General features: G+C 67.3%; 21 protein-coding genes and 2 pseudogenes. 13 read left to right on the forward strand and 10 right to left on the reverse strand.

The window, feature by feature from the left end:
• Positions 1-106 precede the first annotated feature (106 nt).
• The gene (locus tag ACWIGU_RS42450) at positions 107-709 is read left to right on the forward strand and encodes a DUF308 domain-containing protein (protein ID WP_454407225.1); all 603 of its coding nucleotides are present in this window, start codon (positions 107-109) and stop codon (positions 707-709) included.
• 167 nt (positions 710-876) lie between these two features.
• Here the strand turns inward: ACWIGU_RS42450 and ACWIGU_RS42455 are convergent, their stop codons facing one another.
• Entirely contained in the window at positions 877-1,797 is a 921-nt protein-coding gene (locus ACWIGU_RS42455; protein ID WP_454407226.1) for an alpha/beta fold hydrolase, read from the reverse strand.
• A gap of 258 nt (positions 1,798-2,055) precedes the next feature.
• Here ACWIGU_RS42455 and ACWIGU_RS42460 point away from each other — a divergent pair, with 258 nt between their 5' ends.
• On the forward strand, positions 2,056-2,289 hold the full coding sequence (locus ACWIGU_RS42460) for a hypothetical protein (protein ID WP_454407227.1): 234 nt from the start codon (positions 2,056-2,058) through the stop codon (positions 2,287-2,289).
• A 519-nt stretch (positions 2,290-2,808) separates the two neighbouring features.
• Here the strand turns inward: ACWIGU_RS42460 and ACWIGU_RS42465 are convergent.
• From ACWIGU_RS42465 to ACWIGU_RS42475, 3 genes are all read right to left on the reverse strand, one after another.
• Positions 2,809-3,231, reverse strand: coding sequence for a DUF6479 family protein (locus tag ACWIGU_RS42465; RefSeq protein WP_454407228.1), 423 nt, complete (start codon positions 3,229-3,231; stop codon positions 2,809-2,811).
• A 609-nt stretch (positions 3,232-3,840) separates the two neighbouring features.
• On the reverse strand, positions 3,841-4,002 hold the full coding sequence (locus ACWIGU_RS42470) for a DUF427 domain-containing protein (RefSeq protein WP_454407229.1): 162 nt from the start codon (positions 4,000-4,002) through the stop codon (positions 3,841-3,843).
• 293 nt (positions 4,003-4,295) lie between these two features.
• The gene (locus ACWIGU_RS42475) at positions 4,296-5,081 is read right to left on the reverse strand and encodes a glycoside hydrolase family 3 C-terminal domain-containing protein (RefSeq protein ID WP_454407230.1); all 786 of its coding nucleotides are present in this window, start codon (positions 5,079-5,081) and stop codon (positions 4,296-4,298) included.
• 36 nt (positions 5,082-5,117) lie between these two features.
• On the opposite strand from ACWIGU_RS42475, the gene ACWIGU_RS42480 reads away from it, so the two are divergent.
• Entirely contained in the window at positions 5,118-7,550 is a 2,433-nt protein-coding gene (locus tag ACWIGU_RS42480) for a SpoIIE family protein phosphatase (protein ID WP_454407231.1), read from the forward strand.
• A gap of 132 nt (positions 7,551-7,682) precedes the next feature.
• Here the strand turns inward: ACWIGU_RS42480 and ACWIGU_RS42485 are convergent.
• Positions 7,683-7,793 (reverse strand): annotated as a pseudogene (locus tag ACWIGU_RS42485) (diadenosine tetraphosphate hydrolase); the annotation flags it as partial.
• 82 nt (positions 7,794-7,875) lie between these two features.
• A complete protein-coding gene (locus ACWIGU_RS42490) occupies positions 7,876-8,406 on the reverse strand; it encodes a COG4315 family predicted lipoprotein (protein WP_454407232.1) in 531 nt (176 codons plus the stop codon).
• Positions 8,407-8,644: 238 nt separating this feature from the next.
• Between ACWIGU_RS42490 and ACWIGU_RS42495 the strand changes: the two genes are divergently transcribed.
• The gene (locus tag ACWIGU_RS42495) at positions 8,645-9,043 is read left to right on the forward strand and encodes a transposase (RefSeq protein WP_454407290.1); all 399 of its coding nucleotides are present in this window, start codon (positions 8,645-8,647) and stop codon (positions 9,041-9,043) included.
• A gap of 228 nt (positions 9,044-9,271) precedes the next feature.
• Here ACWIGU_RS42495 and ACWIGU_RS42500 read toward each other — a convergent pair whose 3' ends face one another.
• Complete coding sequence (locus ACWIGU_RS42500; RefSeq protein ID WP_454407233.1) at positions 9,272-9,475, reverse strand: hypothetical protein; 204 nt, start codon at positions 9,473-9,475, stop codon at positions 9,272-9,274.
• Between the two features lie 994 nt (positions 9,476-10,469).
• Between ACWIGU_RS42500 and ACWIGU_RS42505 the strand changes: the two genes are divergently transcribed.
• Positions 10,470-10,847 carry a nuclear transport factor 2 family protein gene (locus ACWIGU_RS42505; RefSeq protein WP_454407234.1) on the forward strand — a complete coding sequence of 126 codons (378 nt, stop codon included), beginning with the start codon at positions 10,470-10,472 and terminating at the stop codon, positions 10,845-10,847.
• A gap of 32 nt (positions 10,848-10,879) precedes the next feature.
• Here the strand turns inward: ACWIGU_RS42505 and ACWIGU_RS42510 are convergent.
• A pseudogene (locus tag ACWIGU_RS42510) lies at positions 10,880-11,014 on the reverse strand (IS256 family transposase); the annotation flags it as partial.
• A 1,205-nt stretch (positions 11,015-12,219) separates the two neighbouring features.
• Between ACWIGU_RS42510 and ACWIGU_RS42515 the strand changes: the two are divergent.
• Both ACWIGU_RS42515 and ACWIGU_RS42520 read left to right on the forward strand, forming a co-directional pair.
• Complete coding sequence (locus ACWIGU_RS42515) at positions 12,220-12,447, forward strand: DUF6480 family protein (protein WP_454407235.1); 228 nt, start codon at positions 12,220-12,222, stop codon at positions 12,445-12,447.
• A gap of 1,412 nt (positions 12,448-13,859) precedes the next feature.
• Positions 13,860-14,773 (forward strand): IS5 family transposase gene (locus ACWIGU_RS42520; protein ID WP_454407236.1). Its coding sequence is split into 2 segments (ribosomal slippage): positions 13,860-14,253 and positions 14,253-14,773, totalling 915 coding nucleotides; the frame shifts between segments, so codons are not numbered across the junction.
• Here ACWIGU_RS42520 and ACWIGU_RS42525 read toward each other — a convergent pair.
• The gene (locus ACWIGU_RS42525; RefSeq protein ID WP_454407237.1) at positions 14,754-15,251 is read right to left on the reverse strand and encodes a DUF1877 family protein; all 498 of its coding nucleotides are present in this window, start codon (positions 15,249-15,251) and stop codon (positions 14,754-14,756) included. The two genes, ACWIGU_RS42520 and ACWIGU_RS42525, sit on opposite strands and share 20 nt — an antisense overlap.
• 494 nt (positions 15,252-15,745) lie before the next feature.
• On the opposite strand from ACWIGU_RS42525, the gene ACWIGU_RS42530 reads away from it, so the two are divergent.
• The 5 genes from ACWIGU_RS42530 (at position 15,746) to ACWIGU_RS42550 (ending at position 18,765) form a co-directional block, all read left to right on the forward strand.
• Positions 15,746-16,183, forward strand: a complete 438-nt coding sequence (locus ACWIGU_RS42530) for a cupin domain-containing protein (protein ID WP_454407239.1) — start codon at positions 15,746-15,748, stop codon at positions 16,181-16,183.
• A 210-nt stretch (positions 16,184-16,393) separates the two neighbouring features.
• The gene (locus ACWIGU_RS42535; protein ID WP_454407240.1) at positions 16,394-16,693 is read left to right on the forward strand and encodes a hypothetical protein; all 300 of its coding nucleotides are present in this window, start codon (positions 16,394-16,396) and stop codon (positions 16,691-16,693) included.
• Between the two features lie 258 nt (positions 16,694-16,951).
• Positions 16,952-17,563 (forward strand): cytochrome P450, encoded by a 612-nt coding sequence (locus ACWIGU_RS42540; RefSeq protein WP_454407242.1) that lies wholly within the window; start codon positions 16,952-16,954, stop codon positions 17,561-17,563.
• A gap of 28 nt (positions 17,564-17,591) precedes the next feature.
• Entirely contained in the window at positions 17,592-18,218 is a 627-nt protein-coding gene (locus ACWIGU_RS42545) for a DUF2461 family protein (RefSeq protein ID WP_454407244.1), read from the forward strand.
• Positions 18,219-18,543: 325 nt separating this feature from the next.
• The gene (locus tag ACWIGU_RS42550; RefSeq protein ID WP_454407245.1) at positions 18,544-18,765 is read left to right on the forward strand and encodes a hypothetical protein; all 222 of its coding nucleotides are present in this window, start codon (positions 18,544-18,546) and stop codon (positions 18,763-18,765) included.
• Between the two features lie 86 nt (positions 18,766-18,851).
• Here ACWIGU_RS42550 and ACWIGU_RS42555 read toward each other — a convergent pair whose 3' ends face one another.
• The gene (locus ACWIGU_RS42555) at positions 18,852-19,382 is read right to left on the reverse strand and encodes a GNAT family N-acetyltransferase (RefSeq protein WP_454407246.1); all 531 of its coding nucleotides are present in this window, start codon (positions 19,380-19,382) and stop codon (positions 18,852-18,854) included.
• A gap of 285 nt (positions 19,383-19,667) precedes the next feature.
• Here ACWIGU_RS42555 and ACWIGU_RS42560 point away from each other — a divergent pair, with 285 nt between their 5' ends.
• Positions 19,668-20,213 carry an AAA family ATPase gene (locus ACWIGU_RS42560; protein WP_454407247.1) on the forward strand — a complete coding sequence of 182 codons (546 nt, stop codon included), beginning with the start codon at positions 19,668-19,670 and terminating at the stop codon, positions 20,211-20,213.
• Positions 20,214-20,216: the final 3 nt, after the last annotated feature.

The following is a 20,216-nucleotide window of genomic DNA, read 5'->3' on the forward strand; positions in this document are numbered from 1 at the left end:
TGAAGGGCAGAACTACTTCGTTCGAAGTACACGGCCCTGCTCGAGGCCCCCGAGACTCATCAGCGGGGCAACCGCCTCACACCCTCGCGATCACAAAGGGACACCCGTGACTCAGACCATCGAACCTTCCACCACGGCAACGACGACGGCCTCCGGCCTCCGGTCGCTCTACCTGATCCGGGTCATCTTCTCCCTGATCTGGGTGGCATTCGTCTTCACGACCTCCGCCTCGCTCGTGTCGACGGACAAGCCCACAGTGATCGCGGCCGTGCTCCTCATCATCTACCCCCTGTGGGACGTCATCGCCACGCTCCTCGAGCGTCGCATGGCCGGTGTCGGCACCGGCACCGGCTCCACGAACCACGTCAGTACCATCAATGTGGCTCTCGGCCTCGTCACCACCATCGGGATGATCATCGCCGTCTTCTCCACCATCGGCACGGCCCTCCTCGTGTTCGGCATCTGGGCCCTGCTCTCCGGAGCGATCCAGCTCGTCGTAGCGATCCGGCGCCGGCGCACAGTCGGCGCCCAGTGGCCCATGATCATCAGCGGCGGACTGTCCGTCCTCGCCGGCCTCAACTTTGCTGCCATGTCCGCCTCGGCGACGAGCGGACTGTCCACCGTCGCCGGGTACTCAGCCTTCGGAGCCTTCTGGTTCCTTGTCTCCGTCATCGTCCTGAGCATCCGCAGCCGACGCGCAAACCGCTGACCGCCGACTCGCAGGTCCCGGGTGGGCGGAGCCCAGCGCCGAGCGCCGCCGTAGGCACCCTTGACCGCGCGTTCGATCCATACACTTCCTCATCGGGTGGCCCACCACCCACATCCTGCAGCACGGTTGGGGCATCGGATCTTTGTATTTGCCAGACGCCTCCCCTGTCAGTGCGTGCGGTGTAGTACACGGCGGCTGGCGAGGACGGCAGCAGAGCCGGCGGCCAAGAGCGCGCCGGCGATGCCGCCGAAGGCGATGGCGTGCTTCAAACTCCAGGCGGAACCTGTGTCCGCGAGGGCCGGGCGGGCAGCATCAGCATCGGTGGCGGTGGTCATAGCGCCGGTGGTGGCCTGGAGGATGAGGTCGGCGACGGCGTCGGGCTGCGCGATCAGGGACACGTGGCAGGTGTCGATCTCCACGGTGTGGGAGTGGGCGCGTCTGGCCTCGAAGCGTTCCTGGTCCGGGTTGATGGTCATGTCCTGCCGGCCGACCAGAGCCCAGGACGGTATGTCCTTCCACGCCGCGACCTTGGCTGTCTCGGAGAACGCGGTGGTGGCCGCGGGCCGTTGGGTGTCTGCCAGGAGGTTGGCCTGGCCGGCTGACAGGCAGGCGGCGAATACCGGGTGGACCTTGTCGTGTTTGAGGTACAGGTCGGTTCCGCTGGTGCTGCCGGCCTGGTAGGGCACGGATGTGGTGGCGGTGCCGAGCGCGCTGGGGAACCGGGCGGAGAGCGACATGCCGCTCTCGCCCACGTCCGGCATCAGCGCCGAGATGTACACGAGGGACTTCACCTGGGGATTGCCGGCCGCGGCCGTACTGATCACGGCTCCACCGTAGGAGTGCCCGGCCAGCACGACGGGGCCCTTGACACTCTTGAGAACGGAGGCGATGTAGGCCGCGTCGCTGTACAGCCCGCGCAGCGGGTTGGCCGGGGCCATGACCGTGTAGCCGCGACGCTCCAGCCGCTCGATCACTCCGTTCCAGCTGGAACCATCGGCGAAGGCGCCGTGCACCAGCACGATGGTGGGCTTCGCACCGCCTGTGCCGCCGTCCGCGGCAGCCGGAGGCGCTGCCGTGGCTGTGCACAAGGCAGCGACGGCGCACCCCGCCGCCGCGCTGCGAAGACGCCGTGTGCGGCGTCGTATGCCAGAGACCGCAGATGCCGTCATGCTGTTCTCGCTTTCCGTGGAGGCCCACTGCACATCAGCGTTCACGGGCCGGTGCCACCGAGCCCGCTCATCGGGTCCAATCGGGTGAACCGACGTGGCGCCGAGGTCACGGTGAAGGGCATCTGCACGGCCAGAGCCGCAGGCGACGAGGCCGTGCAGACGGGGGAGAGGGTGTAAGTGCCGGACAAGTATCTGGAGTTCGGCCGGCTCGGCGCCCGCGGGATCGAGGGCTTCGAGGCCGCGGCCCGCCGGCTCGACCAGCTCGTCGCCTTCGTTGCCACGCCCGTCACTCAGCACCGCGGCATGATGGCCCGCCTGCACTACCTCACGCGCTCCGAGCAATACACGGCCTCGAATCGCCGATCCATTCCGGGCAGACAACGAGCCCGGCACTCGCCGCACTCACCCTGAACTGTGGCCAGGGGCCGGCGCAGCCTTCGCTCAACCCGCCACTGCCTGGCACGACGAACGCGACACCGGGAGGCGCTGTTGTCCAAGGAAGCCCGGCGGCCGCGTCGCGCCCCGCGCGGCCTGTCGGCCGCAGCTCCGCCTGGCGAGTCTGGCCGACGAGTATGAGCGGAAGAACTGCGGCCACGTGGCGGCCGGCGCTCCGCCTAGGGGGACGAACGGCACACGTGGAGCGATGGACGACGTGCCCGATGTGCCGCCTGAAACACACCCGCCCGACACGATCCGACTGCCGTGCCCATGGACGGTCTGGGAGTAGTCCGCGCTCGACAGGGCCACGGAGGCGTCATCACCGTGCCGCCCATCCGGGAAGCCGTCGAAGCACGCAAGTCACGGCTGCGTATGAGCACCTGCCAGGGGTGATGGCGGCTGGCTCGCCCCGCTCTCGATGCGTCATCCTCCGGTCTTTGATGTGGTGATGTACGTGTCGGTGTGCGCGTGTCCCGCGGGCCGGCTCCCGCCTCACGTGCGACCCGGGCCGCCGCTGCCGAATGAGCCGCTCGACCCCGGGGTCCATCGCGGGACTTTCTGATTCGTGCTGCGCTTACCGCCGAAATGGTGGAGCTCGTACGGCATGAGGCGCTCACTCTCGTCCTTGGCCAGAGGGAGCTCATCCGGCTCCCGCACTTCCCGGATCTCGTGTACCGCCCCGCCCTCGGGCAGATGAGGCTGTTCATCCGGCCTGGGCGGTCTGAGCTCTTCCCTGCGTACCCTCATGCCCAAGCGCACCGCCCACACCAGCATTCCCGCGACGAAGAGGCCGCCGATGAAGGCGGCGACGGCGGCGACCACCGTGTTCGCCGCGGCTATTTCGAAGTAAGCCGTGTTCATGATCGTCGAGCACCCCCTGCTCTTGATCCAGACCTGTTCTCCGTGGCGCGCCACGGCATCGGATCGCCTCGGGTTACACCAGGTGATGACGTTGGGTAATCGTCGCGAGGGGCGCTTGCTGCGCGTACCTGTTCCTCGGGCAAGAGCAGCAGTTTCGGAACACCGGTTCGGACTGCCTTGCGGAAGAAGACGTTCAGGCGGTCCATTTCGACGGTGCCGGGCTTGATAGCCATGAAAGGCTCCTCACTCTCGGGCCAGTGGCTCCTCACGATCGGCGTCGCCTACGAGAACGCTCTTACTCTCCATCCACTGCAGCGCCACCTGCTGCCTACCCCTTCGCCGCGTCTCGAGAGGCCGAAGGCGCGGCTCGCGATGTCCAGCGGATCGTGGGTGAAGCGGCGGCACGGAGCCCGTGCCCTCATCCGGCAAGCCACACCCGCCGAAGGGGCTGGAGCCCGCCGACGGGACCACCGGCGAAACTGTGTCCGAGGGCTCTGGGGTCCACGAGCCTGCCTGTGCGCGAAGGTCAGGCGCCGCCGTCTACGGTCACGACTGGGCTGAAGGCGACGCAGTCCCGCCCGACACAATCCACCGCGCCGGCGTGGACAGTGGGACAGCTCCTACCGACGTCGGCCACGACCTCTCATCGATACCCGCGTTAAATTACAGGCTACGCCCCTTCCAGGGACACACGTAGGGCGTCTCGCTCTCGCTCAGGAGCTCTTGCACCACTGCCTTCGGAGGAAAGCGCACCTTTCCCTTGATCACGACGGTTTCGTCGACGGATGCCTCGGCAAGTACCTGGCCCCGGTCAGTCGCTCTCATCGACACTCACTCTCCTCTTCCGGCCACCGCCTCGACGCGGGCGGCAGGGTGGGTGTGCACCTCGTGGGAAGACCACCCCGCCCGTTGTCCGAACGGCTCCGATGTCGGGGCGGCGGCCGACCCGGACCCGCCCTCCGCGGAGGTTTCGCAGGGAGGAACGGCCGTGGCTCGGCTGCGGGCTATTTTGCTCAAATGATGCTCGCCGCGACGTCGTGGACGTACAGCTGGACGACCTCGTCGCCGCTGCGGTCGCCTGTGTTGGCGAGGGTGACCGTGACCTCGACGGTCACGCCCTATTCCGGGAGTGCGGTCGTGCTGATGGTCTCCTGTCTCAGGCCGGGCTCGGAGAGGGTGAAGGGGGTGTAGCTCAGGCCGTACCCGAAGGGGAGGCGCGGGCCCTGAGGCAGGTCCAGGGAGCGCGAGCGGAAGTGTTCGTCCGGTGTCTGCGGGTCGTAGGGGCGGCCGGTGTTCTCGTGGTTGTAGTAGACCGGGACCTGATCCACCAAGCGCGGGAGGGTCACCGGGAGCTTGCCGCCGGGGTTCACCCGTCCGAAGAGCACGTCGGCCACCGCGTGGCTGGCCTCGATGCCGGGGTGCCATGCCTCGAGGACAGCCGGCGCCGTGTCCGGCCAGGCGCCGAGGGCGACGGGCCGTCCGTTGAACAGGACCACGGCGTACGGCTTTCCGGTCGCGGCGACGGCCTCGATGAGTTCCTCCTGGCCCGCCGGGAGACCGATGTCGCTGCGCGAGCAGGCCTCGCCGCTCAGCCGGGACTCCTCACCTACCACGATCACCGTAAGATCCGCGGCCGAGGCCGCGGCCACCGCCTCGTCGACGTCCCCGCCTACGTGCGTGACCTTGCGGTCGGGCGCCGCCGCCCGTATGTCGTCCAGCACGCTCACCGACGGAAACCGGTGCGCGCCCGGGCCGCCCCACGTGCCGTGCAGATCGGCCGAGTCGGCGAGTGGGCCGACCACCGCGACCGCGCCCGTGCCCGCAGGGCGGAGCGGGAGCAGCTCCCCGTCGCCGGCCGTGGCGGCGCGGCTGGTGCAGCCTGCGAAGAGCCCCGCCAACCGCACGTGATTTCGGTACAGGGCTTACCGTGGTTACTCGGCATGATCGCATCGGAGGCTGTCACGGTGGATCACCAGTCGGCGTTCATCCCGGAGCGGGCGGTCGGCTTTGCTGCCCTTGATACCCGCGGGGTCGTCACGACGTGGGATGCTGCAGCACCGGACATTCTCGGCTACGGCGCGGACGAGATGGTCGGCCGCGCCGTGGTCGAACTGCTCGCCTTCGAGGAGGACATTCCCAGGGCTCACGCCGAGGTCCGCGACTCTTCGGGCACGGGAAGCCTGCGGCGCATGGTCACGCTTCGGCACCGCGACGGCCACCCGGTGGAGGTCCTGGTGCGGGCCTGGACGATCGCCGCCGAAGGCGAGCGGAACTGGTTCGCGTTCTTCATCGACGTGGCCGCCCTGCGCCGCTGGGAAACCGACCGCGCGGTAGCCGACGGCCTGTTCTCCCAGGCACCGATCGGCCTCGCGGTCTACGACACAAACCTGCGGTGCATCCGCATCAACGACGCCCTGCAGTCCATCCACGGCATCCCGCGAGAGCAGGCGATCGGGCGCCACATCACCTCGGTCTTCCCTGGTCCGGAAGCCCAGCAGATGGAGGAACGGTTGCGCCAGGTGCTGGAGGCCGGTCAACCGGTCACCAGGGAGCACCGCGCTCCCGTACCTTCCCTGCAGGGGTGGAACCGGGCTTGGAGCATCACCTCCTTCCGCCTCTCCGACCCGGCGGGCAAGGTCCTCGGCGTGGCCTCCGCCATCGTCGAGGTCACCGAGCGCAACCGGGCCCGGGACCGGCTGGAGCTGCTCAACGACGCCAGCGAGCGGATCGGCACCACTCTCGACGTCAGCCGCACCGCTGACGAACTCGCCGAGGTGGCCGTGCCCCGGCTGGCCGACTTCGTCGCCGTGGACTTGCTGCAGGGCATCGCGCTCGGCGAGGAGTCCGTCCCCGGACCCGTCGGCGGCGGCGCAGTACTGCGCCGCGCCGCCATCCGCTCGGTCCACGAGAACGCCCCGGAGGCCAGCTACCCGCCCGGCGCGCTGATCACCTTCGATGCGGCCACTCCCCAGGCGCAGGCCATGGCCACCAGCGAAGGTGTACTACTCCCGAACCTTGAGGCATCCGAGAACTGGCTGGCCCGCGACCCGCACCGAGCGGGGAAGATGACCGAAGCCGGGGTGCACTCCGTGATGGTCGTCCCGCTGTGCGCCCGGGACGTCACCCTCGGTGTCGCGCACTTCTACCGGTGGCGCCGGCCCGACCCGTTCGAGGCCGACGACCTCACCGCCGCCGAGGAGGTGGTGGCCCGCGCCGCCGTCTGCGTCGACAACGCCCGCCGCTACACCCACGAGCGGCACGCCGCGCTCACCCTCCAGCAGAGCCTGCTCCAGGTCACCACGCCGGAACTGAGCGCAGTGACCACCGCCCACCGCTACCTGCCGGCCGACGGCCCCGCCGGGGTCGGCGGCGACTGGTTCGACATCATCCCGCTCTCTGGAGCCAGGGTGGGCCTCATCGTCGGCGACGTCCCCGGCCGTGGCGTCCACGCCGTGGCCGACGCCGGACGGTTGCGCACCGCGGTCCGAGCCCTGGCCCAGCAGGACCCTTCCCCCGCCGAACTGCTCACCCGGCTCGACGGCATCGTCAGCCAGAGCGCCGATCCCGAGCCGACATCCGGGTCTCCCACCGCAGGCATCGGCGGCAGCTGCCTGTATGCCGTCTACGATCCCGTCTCCCGCCACTGCACCCTGGCCGCCGCAGCCCACTTGCCCCCAGTGGTCGTCCGCCCCGGCGGCACCGGCCACCTCCTCGACCTGCCTCCCGGTGCACCGCTCGGCCTCGGCGGCATGCTCCCCTTCGAGACCACCGAGTTCGAACTGCCCGAGGGCAGCATCCTCGCCCTCTACACCAACGGCCTGCTGCGTGGGGACAGCGGCCACGGCGACATCGACGCCGCGCTGCACCGGATGCGCCGGACCCTCGCCAACCCCGAAGAAGGCCTCGACCGTACCTGTGACGCCGTTCTCGACGCCCTCGTGCCCGGCCGATCCCTCGACGACGACGCCGTTCTGCTGCTCGCCCGCACCCGCGCCCTCGGCCCTGACCGGGTCAGCACCTGGGACCTCCCCCTCGACCCCGCCGTGGTGGCCCAGGCCCGCGCCCTGACCACCAGGCAACTGGCCGCCTGGAACCTGGAGGAGCTGGCCTTCACCACCGAACTGATCGTCAGCGAACTGGTCACCAACGCCATCCGCTATGCCCGGGCCCCCATCCAGCTGCGCCTCATCCGCGCCACCTCGCTCATCTGCGAAGTCTCCGACGCCAGCAGCACCTCACCCCATGTTCGCCAGGCCTCGGAGACGGACGAGAGCGGTCGCGGACTGTTCATGATCGCGCAGGTGGCCGACCGCTGGGGCACTCGCTACTCCCTCACCGGCAAGACCATCTGGGCGAGTGTGTCATCTCAATAAAATTGCAGCATCACCATCGTTGATCACCAACCGAGTCATCGATGTCGTCCCACTCAGACGCCTCCGATGAGCTTCGGCTGACCGTCACCGATCACCGGGTCCGCCGACCTGACGGTCGGCGGGCCCACGACGTCAGGTCGCCGATCGAAGCTGGTCCAGTCCGCTGCCGATCACATCCCGCGACACGTCATGCTGAGGGCCGAGCCTGAACTGCTCGTTGCTCCACCGCTCACGCGGATAGAGCCGCCGGGTTTCTGGGATCGAAGGGCGGAGCGGTGGATGATGCATAACCGGCAGTGGGTGAGCCGAGGGACGTCAGGCTGCGTCAGTAGCCGTAACCGCCGTCGTCGTTCTGCTGCGCTGACGGGGTCACCGGGGCCGCCTTCTTGACCGCGGCACCCTGTGCATCCAGCACGAACCAGATGCCGTCGACGCCTTGCCCGTTGACGTCGTTGGCTGCCCGGTCGCCCGCGTAGTAGTACAGCGGGTGTCCGGCATACGTCGCCTGGGTCCGCTTGCCGGCGTGCGTGGTGCCTATCAGGCCGGCGTCGGCGCCCTTGCCCGCCTTCGGCTTGCCCTCCATGGGCGGCCAGAGGATGAGGCAGGCAGCGTCGCAGTCCATGGAGTTGCGGTTCTTCCCGTCCCCGGTGAACAGGTACAGCGTCCGTCCGCCGCCGTCCACGAGCACGGTGCCCAGCGGCGAGTTGTTCGCCCTGACGGTGGTGGCGTCCATGGCCGCTGCCGGTGCCTTGCTCCGGGTCCCGCTGCCGCTGGCACCGTTTCCTCCGCCGCAGCCGGCCAGCGCGAGGGCCGCCACGAGCGCGAACCCGGTCACGGTGATCCTTCCTCGGTTCATGACGTTTCCGTCCCTTCTCACAAGGTCGTACGGGCGAGTCTCGGGGGTTGTACGGGCGGGCGCGTCCGAGGGATTGCGCCGCGCTCCCGGAATTCTCCTGGCGACTTTTCCAATCCCTTGACCCGACTCGTACGTACACACCGGCGTGGTGCTGTACTCACGCGCGGACCGGGTCGACGAGGTCACGCTCGTCGCCGGCTTCGCGCTGGGCGACGAACAGGCGTCCGTCGCATTCGTCATGCGATTCCAGAACGCCGTCCACGGCCTCGCACTGTCGGCGACCCGGGAGCCGGCCCTCGCCGAGGACGTCAGCCAGGAGGTATGCGTACGGGCCTGGCGTGCGACTTCTCAGGAGATCCAGACGAAGGCCAGAGCGGACCGGACGCCAGCCGAGTGGCGCCGGCGATATGCGATCTGTGCCGGCTGCGAGGCCACCGTCTCCGAATCCGTTCATGCCCACGGCCCGCGGAACTGCCGCTACCGAGGCATGGCCAGAAGCCACGTCCAACACGTCCTGACAGCAGCTGGAACGAACATCATCCGGCTCAGCGAATACCTCTCACCCGGCATCACACCACCCCGCAGCCCTCGCCCCAGGAACCGCTTCCAAACTCTCTGCCGGAGCCTACCCACCTAAAGATCACCAACAGCATCCAAGTTGCGCCAGAACCCGAGTAGTGACGTCGTTTCGACGTGAGGAGGGGGTCGCACGCCCAGGCGAATAGCTGATGTACGTGACTTCGGGAGCCGCCCGGTGTTCTTGGCGGGTGCCTGGCGTTGCGTGCCTTGAATCGTCCGCCGCGGGCCGGGTCCGGGGAATGCCGAGTCCCCGGACCCCTGGCAGGCGGACCCCTGTGGCGTCCGCCTACTGGTAGCAGCCGCCTACGCACAGCACGGTGACCGTGCCGTTGTCGCCGACGGCTGCCGTGGAGGTGGTGTTGTGGGTGGTGGCCGTGGGGGTCTTGCTCGTTTCCCAGGGCATATGGGCGGCTATGGCCTGGGGGGCAAAGGCGGTGAAGGCTGCGGTGGCGACAAACACGGCGGCAACCGCTCGCTTGCGCAGACGCATCTGTACTCCTTGATCGACGATCGGCCAGTGAAGTCCGGCTGCCGGAGCGCTGCTCGCACAGGCGGCCACTGCTGGCTTCCAGCCTCTAGGCTCGTGCAACCCCGAGCCAGGTCCGCCGGAGGAGTTCGGCGTATCTCCGTACGATCACCGCGAACGGCGGTCTGCGTTCCGGCTAGCCGACAGCACCTGTGGTGACTCCCGCATTCATTGACATTGGTCGTGCGGCAGCCGCACAAAGTGACTCCCGAAGCCGCAGACAAACGACTCCCACTCTCGCGTGCGCAGCCAATGGACCACGCGGCCGACCGGGCCGCATCCAGCAAGCCGTCAGCGGTTGCTGCGCCCCGAGCCGGCGAAGGGTGAATGGATCGCGTGCGGACTCCGCCAGAGCGGCGCCAGCGCCTTCGCTGTCAACCGCGGCGACTTTGCCGGGCTGGGTCGGATGGAGTAGAACACGACTGCCAGCCGGATCGAGGACGAAGACCTGGTCCTCGGCATCTGGTCCGGACCCCGGCTCCTGGCCCGCCACGCACGGGACCGATCCGCCGCGGGAGGCACTGCCACGGTCGGCGTGACCCTCGCGCCTGTCACCTCCGGCGTCCCTGCCGAGTCACGCCCATCACGAGGCTTCGGCATCCCGCTCGGCAGTCACCAAGTGGCTGAGCCACCGCGGGCGACGGCCGTCGTCGACATCGACGACCTCTCCTGAAGACGGACCACGCCTGATCGCGGTCACCGCTGTCCTTGCCACCGTTCGGATCCAGCACTTCGGCTACCTGGAGACGCTCGAGATGACTACGGACGGCGGCATCCGGACCAAATACTGGGGTTCGCAGCGCCTACGGCCCCCACGCACAGCAGTGGGCTGCACGGGCGAACGTCGATACGACGGGAGTCGTAGTCGAGCGCTGTGGATCTGGTTCTTCAGAATCTGCCATGTGGGCGTTGGGGTGCGCTGTCGAAATGTCCCACTGATCGACGTACCGTGATCGCCGTGACCCATGCTGACCTCGAACGCAACAAGGCCACGGCGACGGCGTTCTACGATCTGATGTTCAACGAGTGTTGCCCGGCGGAGGCCCTGGAGAGGTACGCGGGCGCGACCTATATCCAGCACAACCCGCACGTGGCCGATTGCAAGCAGGCATTCGTCGACTACTTCGAGCGGATGGCTGCCGAGTTCCCGGGCAAGCGCGTGGCGTTCAAGCGTGTCCTGGCCGAGGGCGACCTGCACTGCCATCAGGTATGGCCGGACGAGGAGTACGCCGGTATCGACATCTTCCGCTTCGACGCGGACGGAAAGATCGTCGAGCCCTGGGACGTGCTTCAGGTCATTCCCCCCACGTCCGAGAACGACAACACGATGTTCTGACACCCACAGGCCGCCGGGTAACGGTGTCGTCAGGCAGCGTGGTCGTCCTGCCGCTGCCGCGTCAGCCAGGTCATGGTGGCTGCCGACAAGCCGGCCGAGGAGCCCAGGAACTACTCCATCGCGGGCACGTAGTCGCCTCTGGACAGCCCGTGCAGGTGGGCGGCTGGGCCGAGGCTCGGTAGTTGTCCCTGACGGCTCCGAATAGGCTGCCGAAGCATCCAGATCGAACAGCCTCATTGTCATCAGAGAGGCGCGGTACTTGTCACACGCAGCCGATTGGCAGCCCTCCTGTCACCGGGGCAAAGCGTGACTCGCGAGGACCTCGTCGACATGCTTTGCGAACAGACCCCGGCATGCGGACCTGCTCGGGACGCCTTGATCGTCGGCGGTGCCTTCGTCGTCTGGGACGGTCTGGTCCCTGCCGACCGGCACGCGGGTGTGTTCGGGATCCGCTTGCGCGCGGCCTAGGCGTGGCCTCACAGTCGAGGGCCTTGCCGCCACCGTCGGCATCCTCCGGCAGGCTGGGGGAGAGCTTGTCCGTACCGGCTGCATCGACGCGGTGGACATGTCGTCGGTGTTCACGATCTTCCTGTACTCCTCAGCGACAGCAGTGGTGGCCTGCGCCGGCGGACGCCGGCCTGCCCCTCTGCAGACGTCAGCCGATCTCCCCGAGTGACAACAAGCCTGCCCTTCTGGCATCTAAGGTGCTTCTGCTCAGCAGCAGAATGCGCAGGTGGCCCCACCGGCGATTCTTACCAGCGCATGCCGAGTTGGTTGAGGTTGGTGCGGAGGGCGTCGTTGTGAGTTTGTCGGCCCTGCGCTGGGTGTTCGCCACAACCATGCCCAACGCCACCAGCACCCGGTCCCCGTCCCGCTCGACACTGAGTGCGCCGCCGCGGCCAGCCGGCGCCCTCCTGTCACCGGCACCGGCTCTACCTGTTTGCGGGGTACGTTCAGGTGCCCTTGACGGGCGTGGAAGCCGCGTGCGGCGGCAAGATTCAGCGCCCACTTGTCGGCTTGTGTGCGCCGTACTGGAGCCCTTCGGGCTCCTGGCTTTGAGCCCGACCGAGGAGTTTGTTACTCCGCGCAGGGATCGGGAACTCGGACTGTGCATCCCGTGCCGTGGCGGAGGTGAGGGCAGTGACACGACAACCCGGCGAAGTGCCGGTAGCCGTTAGCCCCGCTTGCCGATTGAGGGTCTGGAGCAGCGCATCGGCTCTCTGGATGCTGGCGAGCACGTCGATCGCAGGGCGATCGTGCAGACCTGGGAGGCCTGGCTCGGTGTCCAATCGCCCGCTGCCTCACGGCACGATGGACACCCTGGCTGACAGGCTCTGGCCTACCGGGGAGGATAGCCGAGAGGAGCAATCACATGACAAGCCCTCGTGCCGTTCCTAGCCGGGCTCCGGGACTCGGACCAACCGGCGGGATACTCCCCGGTGAAACCCCGCCCGCTGAGGGGGATACCACCTCGGGCATCTCCTATCCGGAGCCTGAGCTGCGCAAGGGGTGGGGACCGTTGCCTCTCGCGCTGATCATGCTGGTGGTGGCGCTGATCGCAGTCGGGCTGATCGCGATGGCGGTGGCCTTGATGGTCTAGATCTAAAACTGACGGTCGTTATAGACAGGTGGGTCTCTCACGTCTAGGAGACCTGCGTAGTTGAACGCGAGCTTTCAAGGCGCCAGGCATCGGCTGGACGTGCTGCGGCACGTGTCTTGCCTCCGGCGGGGGATCGGCCGGCACCGGGGTGGAAGGGGCGCCGTTCCCGGCCACTTGGCAGGCGGCGATGAGCTGAACTGTCTAGGAACGCTTGATCGGTTATCACCAACGGGTGTGTACAGAGGCGGTCCGCGCCTCGCTGAACCGTCAGCAGGCTCCTACTTACGAACAGCCCAGTGGACGAAGACCACCGCGCCGACGCCCAAGACGGATAGCTGGACGAGTCCCGAGATGCGCCACCGTAGAGCGAGCAGGCCACCACATGTCACCACTCCTGCCCCAGCCAAGATCCACACCGCACGCCACGCAACCCTCGGGGCCACCGGCACATCGTTCGGGTTCCAGCCATCCCTCCACCCGATCCACGCATAGCTCCAGAGCAACCAAGCGATCACCGCCAGATCAACGATGAGAAGAACCACGGCGACCGCGATCTGTCGAAGAGTAGAGGGCTCACTCATGCACTCAGCGTCCTCCGCCCGCCCCCGTTCCACATGAGCGCGCCTACTCAGTGTGAACCCCGACCGGAAGCGTGCGCGGGCCGTCTCCGGGCCGTGGAAGGACGGTCAGCGATGACCAACGATGACAACTGCCCACAGCCCAAAGGCAGGTCACGCCGCTGATCAACTACGCAGCCGCTGGCAAGTTGAGGAACTCCAGAGGGGAGATCGGCGATCAAGTCAGCGTCACCGCCAGAGCCTTGGCACCTCCAGGGCTCCTGTGCCGGCATGCATGCTCCGGGGGTCGCAGTTGGTCGAGCTACCGCCAGGCTCCCGCTGCGGAGGGGGATTGGGGACCGGACCCAATCCGCCGCCACCCTTCTCACGTTGCGATCGACCTATACAGCAGCGAAGTACAGCAGCCCGGCGATAGTCTCGGCCCTTCGGCGGACCGCCATGCCCGTAGAGGCCGGGTACGACCGCCGAAGACCGATCCAGAGAGAACTACGGATCAGAAGCTCCCTGTGCCACAACCGCGCCAGATGGAGTGGGGACTCACGGCGAACCGCGGCTACTGGCGGAGGCTCCCACCACCGGACGCCGAAGTCGGCATCCCGCAGGTCAGGCCACAACTAGCCCCACCTCGCTCCTAAAGCGGGTGTTGACGGACCGTGAGGCTTACTCTTCGTGGCAAGGCGGCCGACCACTACGTCCCCCTGGCCACGTCGCCAACAATGTGTTGGTTTCCTCGTCGGCGAGGGCGATGCCGCACCGGGCTTGCCCCAGACGCCCACCCACGAAGCGAACTAGGGTCTGTTGCGAAAGTGGATCTTGAATTGCGATGATCATGGTGTGGCGCGAGGGGATCTGACAGACCAGCAGTGGGCCCAGTTGGAGCCGTTGCTGCCCATTGGGAAGAAGGCGGGCAGGCCGCGGACGTGGACTCGTCGGCAGTTGATCGACGGGATACGGTGGCGGACCCGAGCGGGTACCCCGTGGCGGGATGTCCCCGAGCGATACGGTCCGTGGGACCGGACATACGACCTGTTCCGCCGGTGGCAGCGCGACGGCACCTGGAAGCGGATTCTGGAGCAGCTGCAGGTCCAGGCAGACGCGCAGGGTCTGATCACCTGGGATGTGAGCGTGGATTCGACTGTCTGCCGTGCCCACCAGCACGCTGCTGGCGCGCGTAAAAAAGGGATCTGCAGCGCGAGCCGCCCGGCGGGATCGACGCCGAGCCGGACGACCATGGCCTGGGACGCTCCCGAGGCGGCCTGACCACGAAAATCCACCTTGCGACCGAACAGGGGCAGAAGCCACTGTCGCTGCTGATCACTTCCGGGCACCGGCACGACAGTCCGCAGCTCCAGCCTGTTCTCCAACGCATCCGCGTCCCCCGCGCCGGTCCGGGACGACCGCGCACCAAACCAGCCAGGGTTCGTGCCGACAAAGCCTACGGCTCTCGCGCGAACCGCTCCTACCTGCGCAAACGCAGGATCGGATGCACCATCCCGGAGAAGGCCGATCAGGTACGTAACCGCAAGAAGCTCGGCTCCCGAGGTGGCCGGCCGCCAGCCTTCGACACGGAGGACTACAAGCAGCGCCACGCGGTGGAGTGCGGCATCAACCGCCTGAAACGGCACCGCGCAGTGGCCACGAGATACGACAAGTTAGCCGTGCGCTATGAGGCGACAGTGCTGGTCGCAGCCATCAACGAGTGGCTGCGACCAGCACGTCGACCACGTCTTAAGCCCACACCGCCCTGACCACGGCGTGGCCTGCTGCAGCGGCCCGCCCATAGAACCCTTGCAGGCTCCTGTGATAGTCGAGGAACTCCTGCCTGACCTGCACCTCGCCCCAGCCGGCCCAGACGAGCTTGGCACCGGCGACGTTCCACAGCTCTTCGAACGAGACACGTGCGAGGAAGCCTGCGGCCTGTGACACCCCAGGCGGCTCCAGAATCCCCAGGGGCGGGTTGGAGGGGTCAGCATCGGCGCTGTGTGCCACTGGCCGCCCGCCGTAAATCGGCAGCTCCCAAGAGCCGTCGGCATCGGCATTGAGAACATCGGCAGCAGCATAGAGGTCATTGACGGAGCCCCAGACCTTGTCGATCGACTCGGCGATGCCCGCTGCGTACTCGTCGGGGTGGTTCTCCCATGCCTCCCACATGAACGCTGCGAGCCAGGTGTGGTCGTCCCGGATCTCGGATTCCGCGACGGCGCGCATGTGCATGTGGATGCTCACGGCAACGAGTCCTCCCAGTTCAGCGGCCCGCCTGGCGGGCCGAACGAAGAGAAACTACTCGACGCCACTGACGGCGCGATGCCCGTCTCCTTAACGCCGGGACGCCCGGCTCTGCCAGGTCGCTCTCCGACACCCGAGCTCCGCGTGTCGTCGAGCTCGACCACTGCGGACAGGTACACATCCGTACAGACTTTCGCAACAGACCCTAGATCCCCGCCGATGACACGGTGCGATGCGGTCTCGATGCCGCTGGCTCCCGGATTGTGGCAGCCGCTGACGGGAGGCAGGGTGGTCTTGAGGCCGTTTGGGCGAGGCGGAAGGCGCACGGCCTGTCGCGGATGTGGGTAGTGGCTTGCCCTCATCGCGAAGCGAGTTGTGTGAGCCGGAAACCGGCGAACTTGGTCACCGCCGAACGAGTGGTCGGTACACCAGTCCGAAATGCGGTGGCCCACGCAAGATCGTCCATACCGGGCAGGCCTACGGAGGTAGGGTACATGTCAGAGAAGAACTCAGAGCACGGGACCGCCCACGAGGTCTCCCTGCCGCCCGAAGTCAAGTTGCTGCAGGAAGTCACTCCGCCCTTCTTTCCCGAAGGTGGTTCGGGAATGACCATCCTCGTCGATTGGCCTCCCGGTCACCCCGGGCTCCCTCCACATCGCCACTCGGGCCCATCGTTCGGCTACGTGATGGAGGGTGCGCTCCGGTTCGAGCTCGAGGGTGAGCCGGAGCGTGTGGTCGAGGCGGGTGGGACGTTCTGGGAGCCAGGCGGTGATGTGATCCACTACCAGGACGGCAACGCGCTGTCGGACGCACCGACCAAGTTCCTGGTGACCATGCTGTGCGCGCCGGGTCAGCCGATGCTCACGTTGGTCGACGAGGAGGAACTGAAGGAACGGGCGTACCTGCGCGCCCCGCGCCCCTCCGAAGGCTGACCCGCGAGATCGACAAGGGCGCGCACGTCCGGAACACCGATCCCGGTGCCGGGCTTTGCAGCGACCTCCGGCCTTCATCGTCATCGATCTCACGAACCCGCACACCTAGAGCCTGTCCGGTGGGTGGGCAGGGCTCCGTGCCTGCCTTCTAGGCCGGCGTCATGGACAACGGGCTGGCTCAGGAGGGAAGCGCCTTCGTCAACTTTCGACATGAGCCGCGCGTTCACGCGCTACACCACGTCGGAGGTGGTCCGTCACGCCACCATCGGCCGCCGCCTCGCCCGTCACGCGGAGCAGGCAGGCTTTGTCGTCGAGACCGTGAGGGCCACGACACCGGTCTTCCTCGACTTCCAGGATGCGGACCGCACTCGGGGACTCGGCCGCAACATGCAGCAAGCCGTCCAGGATGGTCACATCGACGACGCACGCGGCCGCCAGTGGTTCACCTCGCTCTCCGAGGGACCCTTCTTCTCCTCTTTCGCACTCGTCACCGTGATCTGCTCCCGCTGACGAAGGATCAGGACTGACGCGGCGACAACTGCGTCAGTCCCGTCTCCCTGCGGCCCAATTCAAGCCGCCTCCAAGAGCCACCTCACAACGCCTGATCATGAGAGCGCCCGGCAGCGCTTGCGGCGGTCTGGGCAGGGCCCGGTGTCGGCTCGGCGGAGGTCGGATCCTGTGGCTGTCCGGCCAGCTCTGCTGGCGCGGGCCGAGACGGGTGCGGGGTTATAGCACGAGCGGGCCCCCAGGTGAACTGACCGATGCGGTGTGGGAGTTGGTCTTCGCCATGCTCGTCAGGACATCGAGTATCTCCACGAGGAGGAGCCTGACAGGTGCCCTGACCAGCAGTCCAGCTGTTTCAGGGGCTGCATACTACGGGTTGTTAGGTTGGCCGGCGGCCGCGATCGCGTAGCTGCGGACGGCCCCACACCAGCGCCCAGAACGGCACTTGGTTGTCGGGGTCCGTTGGAGAGCCCGCAGCGGGCCCAGAGATCCTCCCCGGCGAGCCGCGTACTGCGAACCGCGACCTGCGACACCATGCTGTCTGGAAGCACCGTCTGTGCCGGAGACGCGGTGACTTTGTGGCTCCCGTCGGTCAACCAAGGCGAATCGCTTTTCGGCGGCGGCGACACCATTCGGCTCGATCGCCGTCCCAAGCGCCCTCTGGCATTCGGCGCGGGCGTGCATTTCTGTCTTGGTGCGCCGCTTGCCCGGATGCTTCTTTCGGTCTGGTTCGACGAGCTTGGGCGAGGTGTCGGTGAGATCAAGGTGATCGGTAGTCCCCAGCGTGTTGCCTCCTACGACCTCCGGGGTTACTCGTCCCTGATGGTGGAACTCGCCCGCCGTCCCATCCGGTTGCCCGACGTGCTCCTACGGTGAGGGGTCCGCGGCGCGCTAAAGTGCCGGAATGCGCGGACGTTTCACGGGGTGGCCGGAGGGCGCGTTCGACGTCCTCATGCGGTTGCAGGGCGAGCCTTCGCAGGCTCTGCGCGAGGAGTGTCGAACGCATCGCGAGCGGCTGGTGCGGCAGCCGATGATCGCGCTGCTGAACGAAGTCGCGGATAGGAACCTGGAATACGACGACTTCTCCGTCTGGCACTACCGCACAAACTCCTGGTGGTGGCAGCACCAGGGTGCGGTGATCCGGCTCGCCCGCAACGTTGAGATAGGTCTGCGCTTCGATCTCGACGGCCTCCGAATCCAAGGTGCCTGGTGGTACCCCGTTCCCGAGCAGATCAAGATGTTCCGGCAGGCGGTAGCAGCGGAGGGCAGTGGTCCAAGACTTGTGGCCATTGTGGAGGAGTTGAGAGGCCGGAATTATGAGGTCACCGGTGACCTCATGAAGAGAGTTCCCCGGGATTACCCAGCTGATCATCCCCGCGTCGAACTCCTGCGGCACCGCTCATTGATTGCCGCTCGACCGCTGGGGTGTGATGCCTGGCTGCACACCGCGGAGGCGGTGGACGTAGTCTGCGAAGCGATCGGGGAGCTCAAAGACATGATGTCCTGGCTGGTCAGGTACGTGAAGGTCTGATCTCCTCTATGAGGAACGCGGCTCGGTTCGGGCGGCTGTCCGTCCTGGATGCCCGCGGCAAGGTCACCAACTGAACCTACGAGGACAGGGAAACAGCATCGCCCGCCCCCTACCCGGCAGGGCGCGGACCACCTCGGTCTATGACGCGCTGGGCGGGGCGGACACGGATACCGACGGCCGCGGCGCGTCCTCGACATACACGTACGACAACCTCGAACGGGCTCCGCAAGGTGACCACCGGCGGCCCCGTGTCCTGGCCGCGGAGGCCGCGGAGGCCGCGGACGGAGGCGCCGTGGACAGGGGGGCGTCAGGCGCTGGTGGGAGGGTGGCCGAGCCAGTCCCCGGACGGCGCGCCGTGGCGGACGATGCGGGTGGGGACCGTGACGCGGCGGGAGGCCGGCGGCGCTGCGTCGTGGTGTTCGAGGCGTTCGATCAGCCGACGCGCGGCCTGACGGCCGATCTCGTCGGCGTCGTAGGAGACGAGAATCAGTGGCAGACCGAGGACGTCGGACAGGTCGAAGTCGTCGACACGGCTGCCGCCCCATGATCAATGGGTGTGGCTCTTCTGTGGGTCCGAGCTGGGAACTTCCCTGCAGAAGAGCAAACGTAGCCGGCCAAGCACCGGCCCGGACATCAGAGCCTCAGCAGTCCGCCCACCCACCAGTCGTGCGCCTTACCATCGTTGGCGATGCCGCGATTGCGCAGTGTCCCTTCGACGGTGAAGCCGAGTTTCTCGGCGACGGCACGCGAGCCGGTGTTCCCGGCCATGGCCCACCACTCGATGCGGTGGACGTCGAGGGTGGCCCAGCCCCAGTCGCACAGGGCCTGAGCGGCCTCCACCGAGTACCCGCGTCCGCGCTGTCCCTTGACCGCCCAGTAACCGAGCTCCCAGACGCCGCGGCTGACGAGCGTCAGGCAGTATGAGCCGACCAGGGCGCCGGTGTCCTTGCAAAACGCGCCGAGGGTGTAGTCCTTGTCCTCGGCCCACTGAGCGGGCAGCTTCTCGCCGACGAGCTTCTCCGCGTCCGCACGCCGGTACGGCACCGGCACCGGGGTGTAGAACTGGATGTCCTCGTCCTGGCAGGCTTCGTACACCGCATCCGCGTCGGCAGGTGTGAAGGCCCGCAGCACCAGACGGTCGGTCTCAAGAGTCACTGGATCCATCGCGGCAGTATGACCACCATCAACAAGCGGCGACCAGCGAATATCCCGACCGAGCACCGCCCATCACCACACCCCGGGCTGGTCAACGGTCGTCGCAACATCCCTGATCAGCTGCCCCCGAGGCGGAGCTACCCCCAACCATCAATCGCGGACCGAGCCGTAAGCTCGTCGCAACACAGGAATGACCACCGTGTTGCGATGATTGCTGGAATCCGCTCGGTGGGTTCGGCCCCGCTTAGCTGGGAGGGTCGTGTCGATGGGGGCGTCGGTGATGGGGAGATGCGTGTGATCGTCTGGGTGAACGGCGCGTTCGGCAGCGGGAAGAGCACGCTGGTCGATGAATTGAGTTCGCGCTGGCCCGAGGCACTGGTCTATGACCCGGAGATGGTTGGTTATGTGCTGCGCGAGATCGTGGCGGTCCCGACCGGAGATTTCCAGGATCTGCGGTTGTGGCGGCGGCAGGTCGCGGATCTGGCGGTGGGGCTCGTCGAGGAGTATCAGCGGCCTGTCCTCGTGCCCATGACGTTGGTCGACCCGGGGTATGTGGAGGAGATCTTCGGTGCGTTGAAGGACGCGGGGATCGATGTCCACCACTTCTTCCTCAAGGTCTCCGGGGAAGTTTTGGTGAAGCGGATCGATGGACGGAGCGTCACGCCGGACGATCCCGAGCGGGATGAGCGGGTCCGGCAGTGGTGCAAGGCCAGGATCGAGCCGTGCACGGCCGCAATGGACACGCTGCCCGGTGGCACCGTGTTCCTGGACGGTGAGCTGGCCCCGAAGGAGTTGGCCGACAACGTGCTGGCTCGCGTCGGTCGAAGCCCGGTCCGGTAGTTC

It is taken from the genome of Streptomyces sp. NPDC055400 (assembly GCF_053644375.1).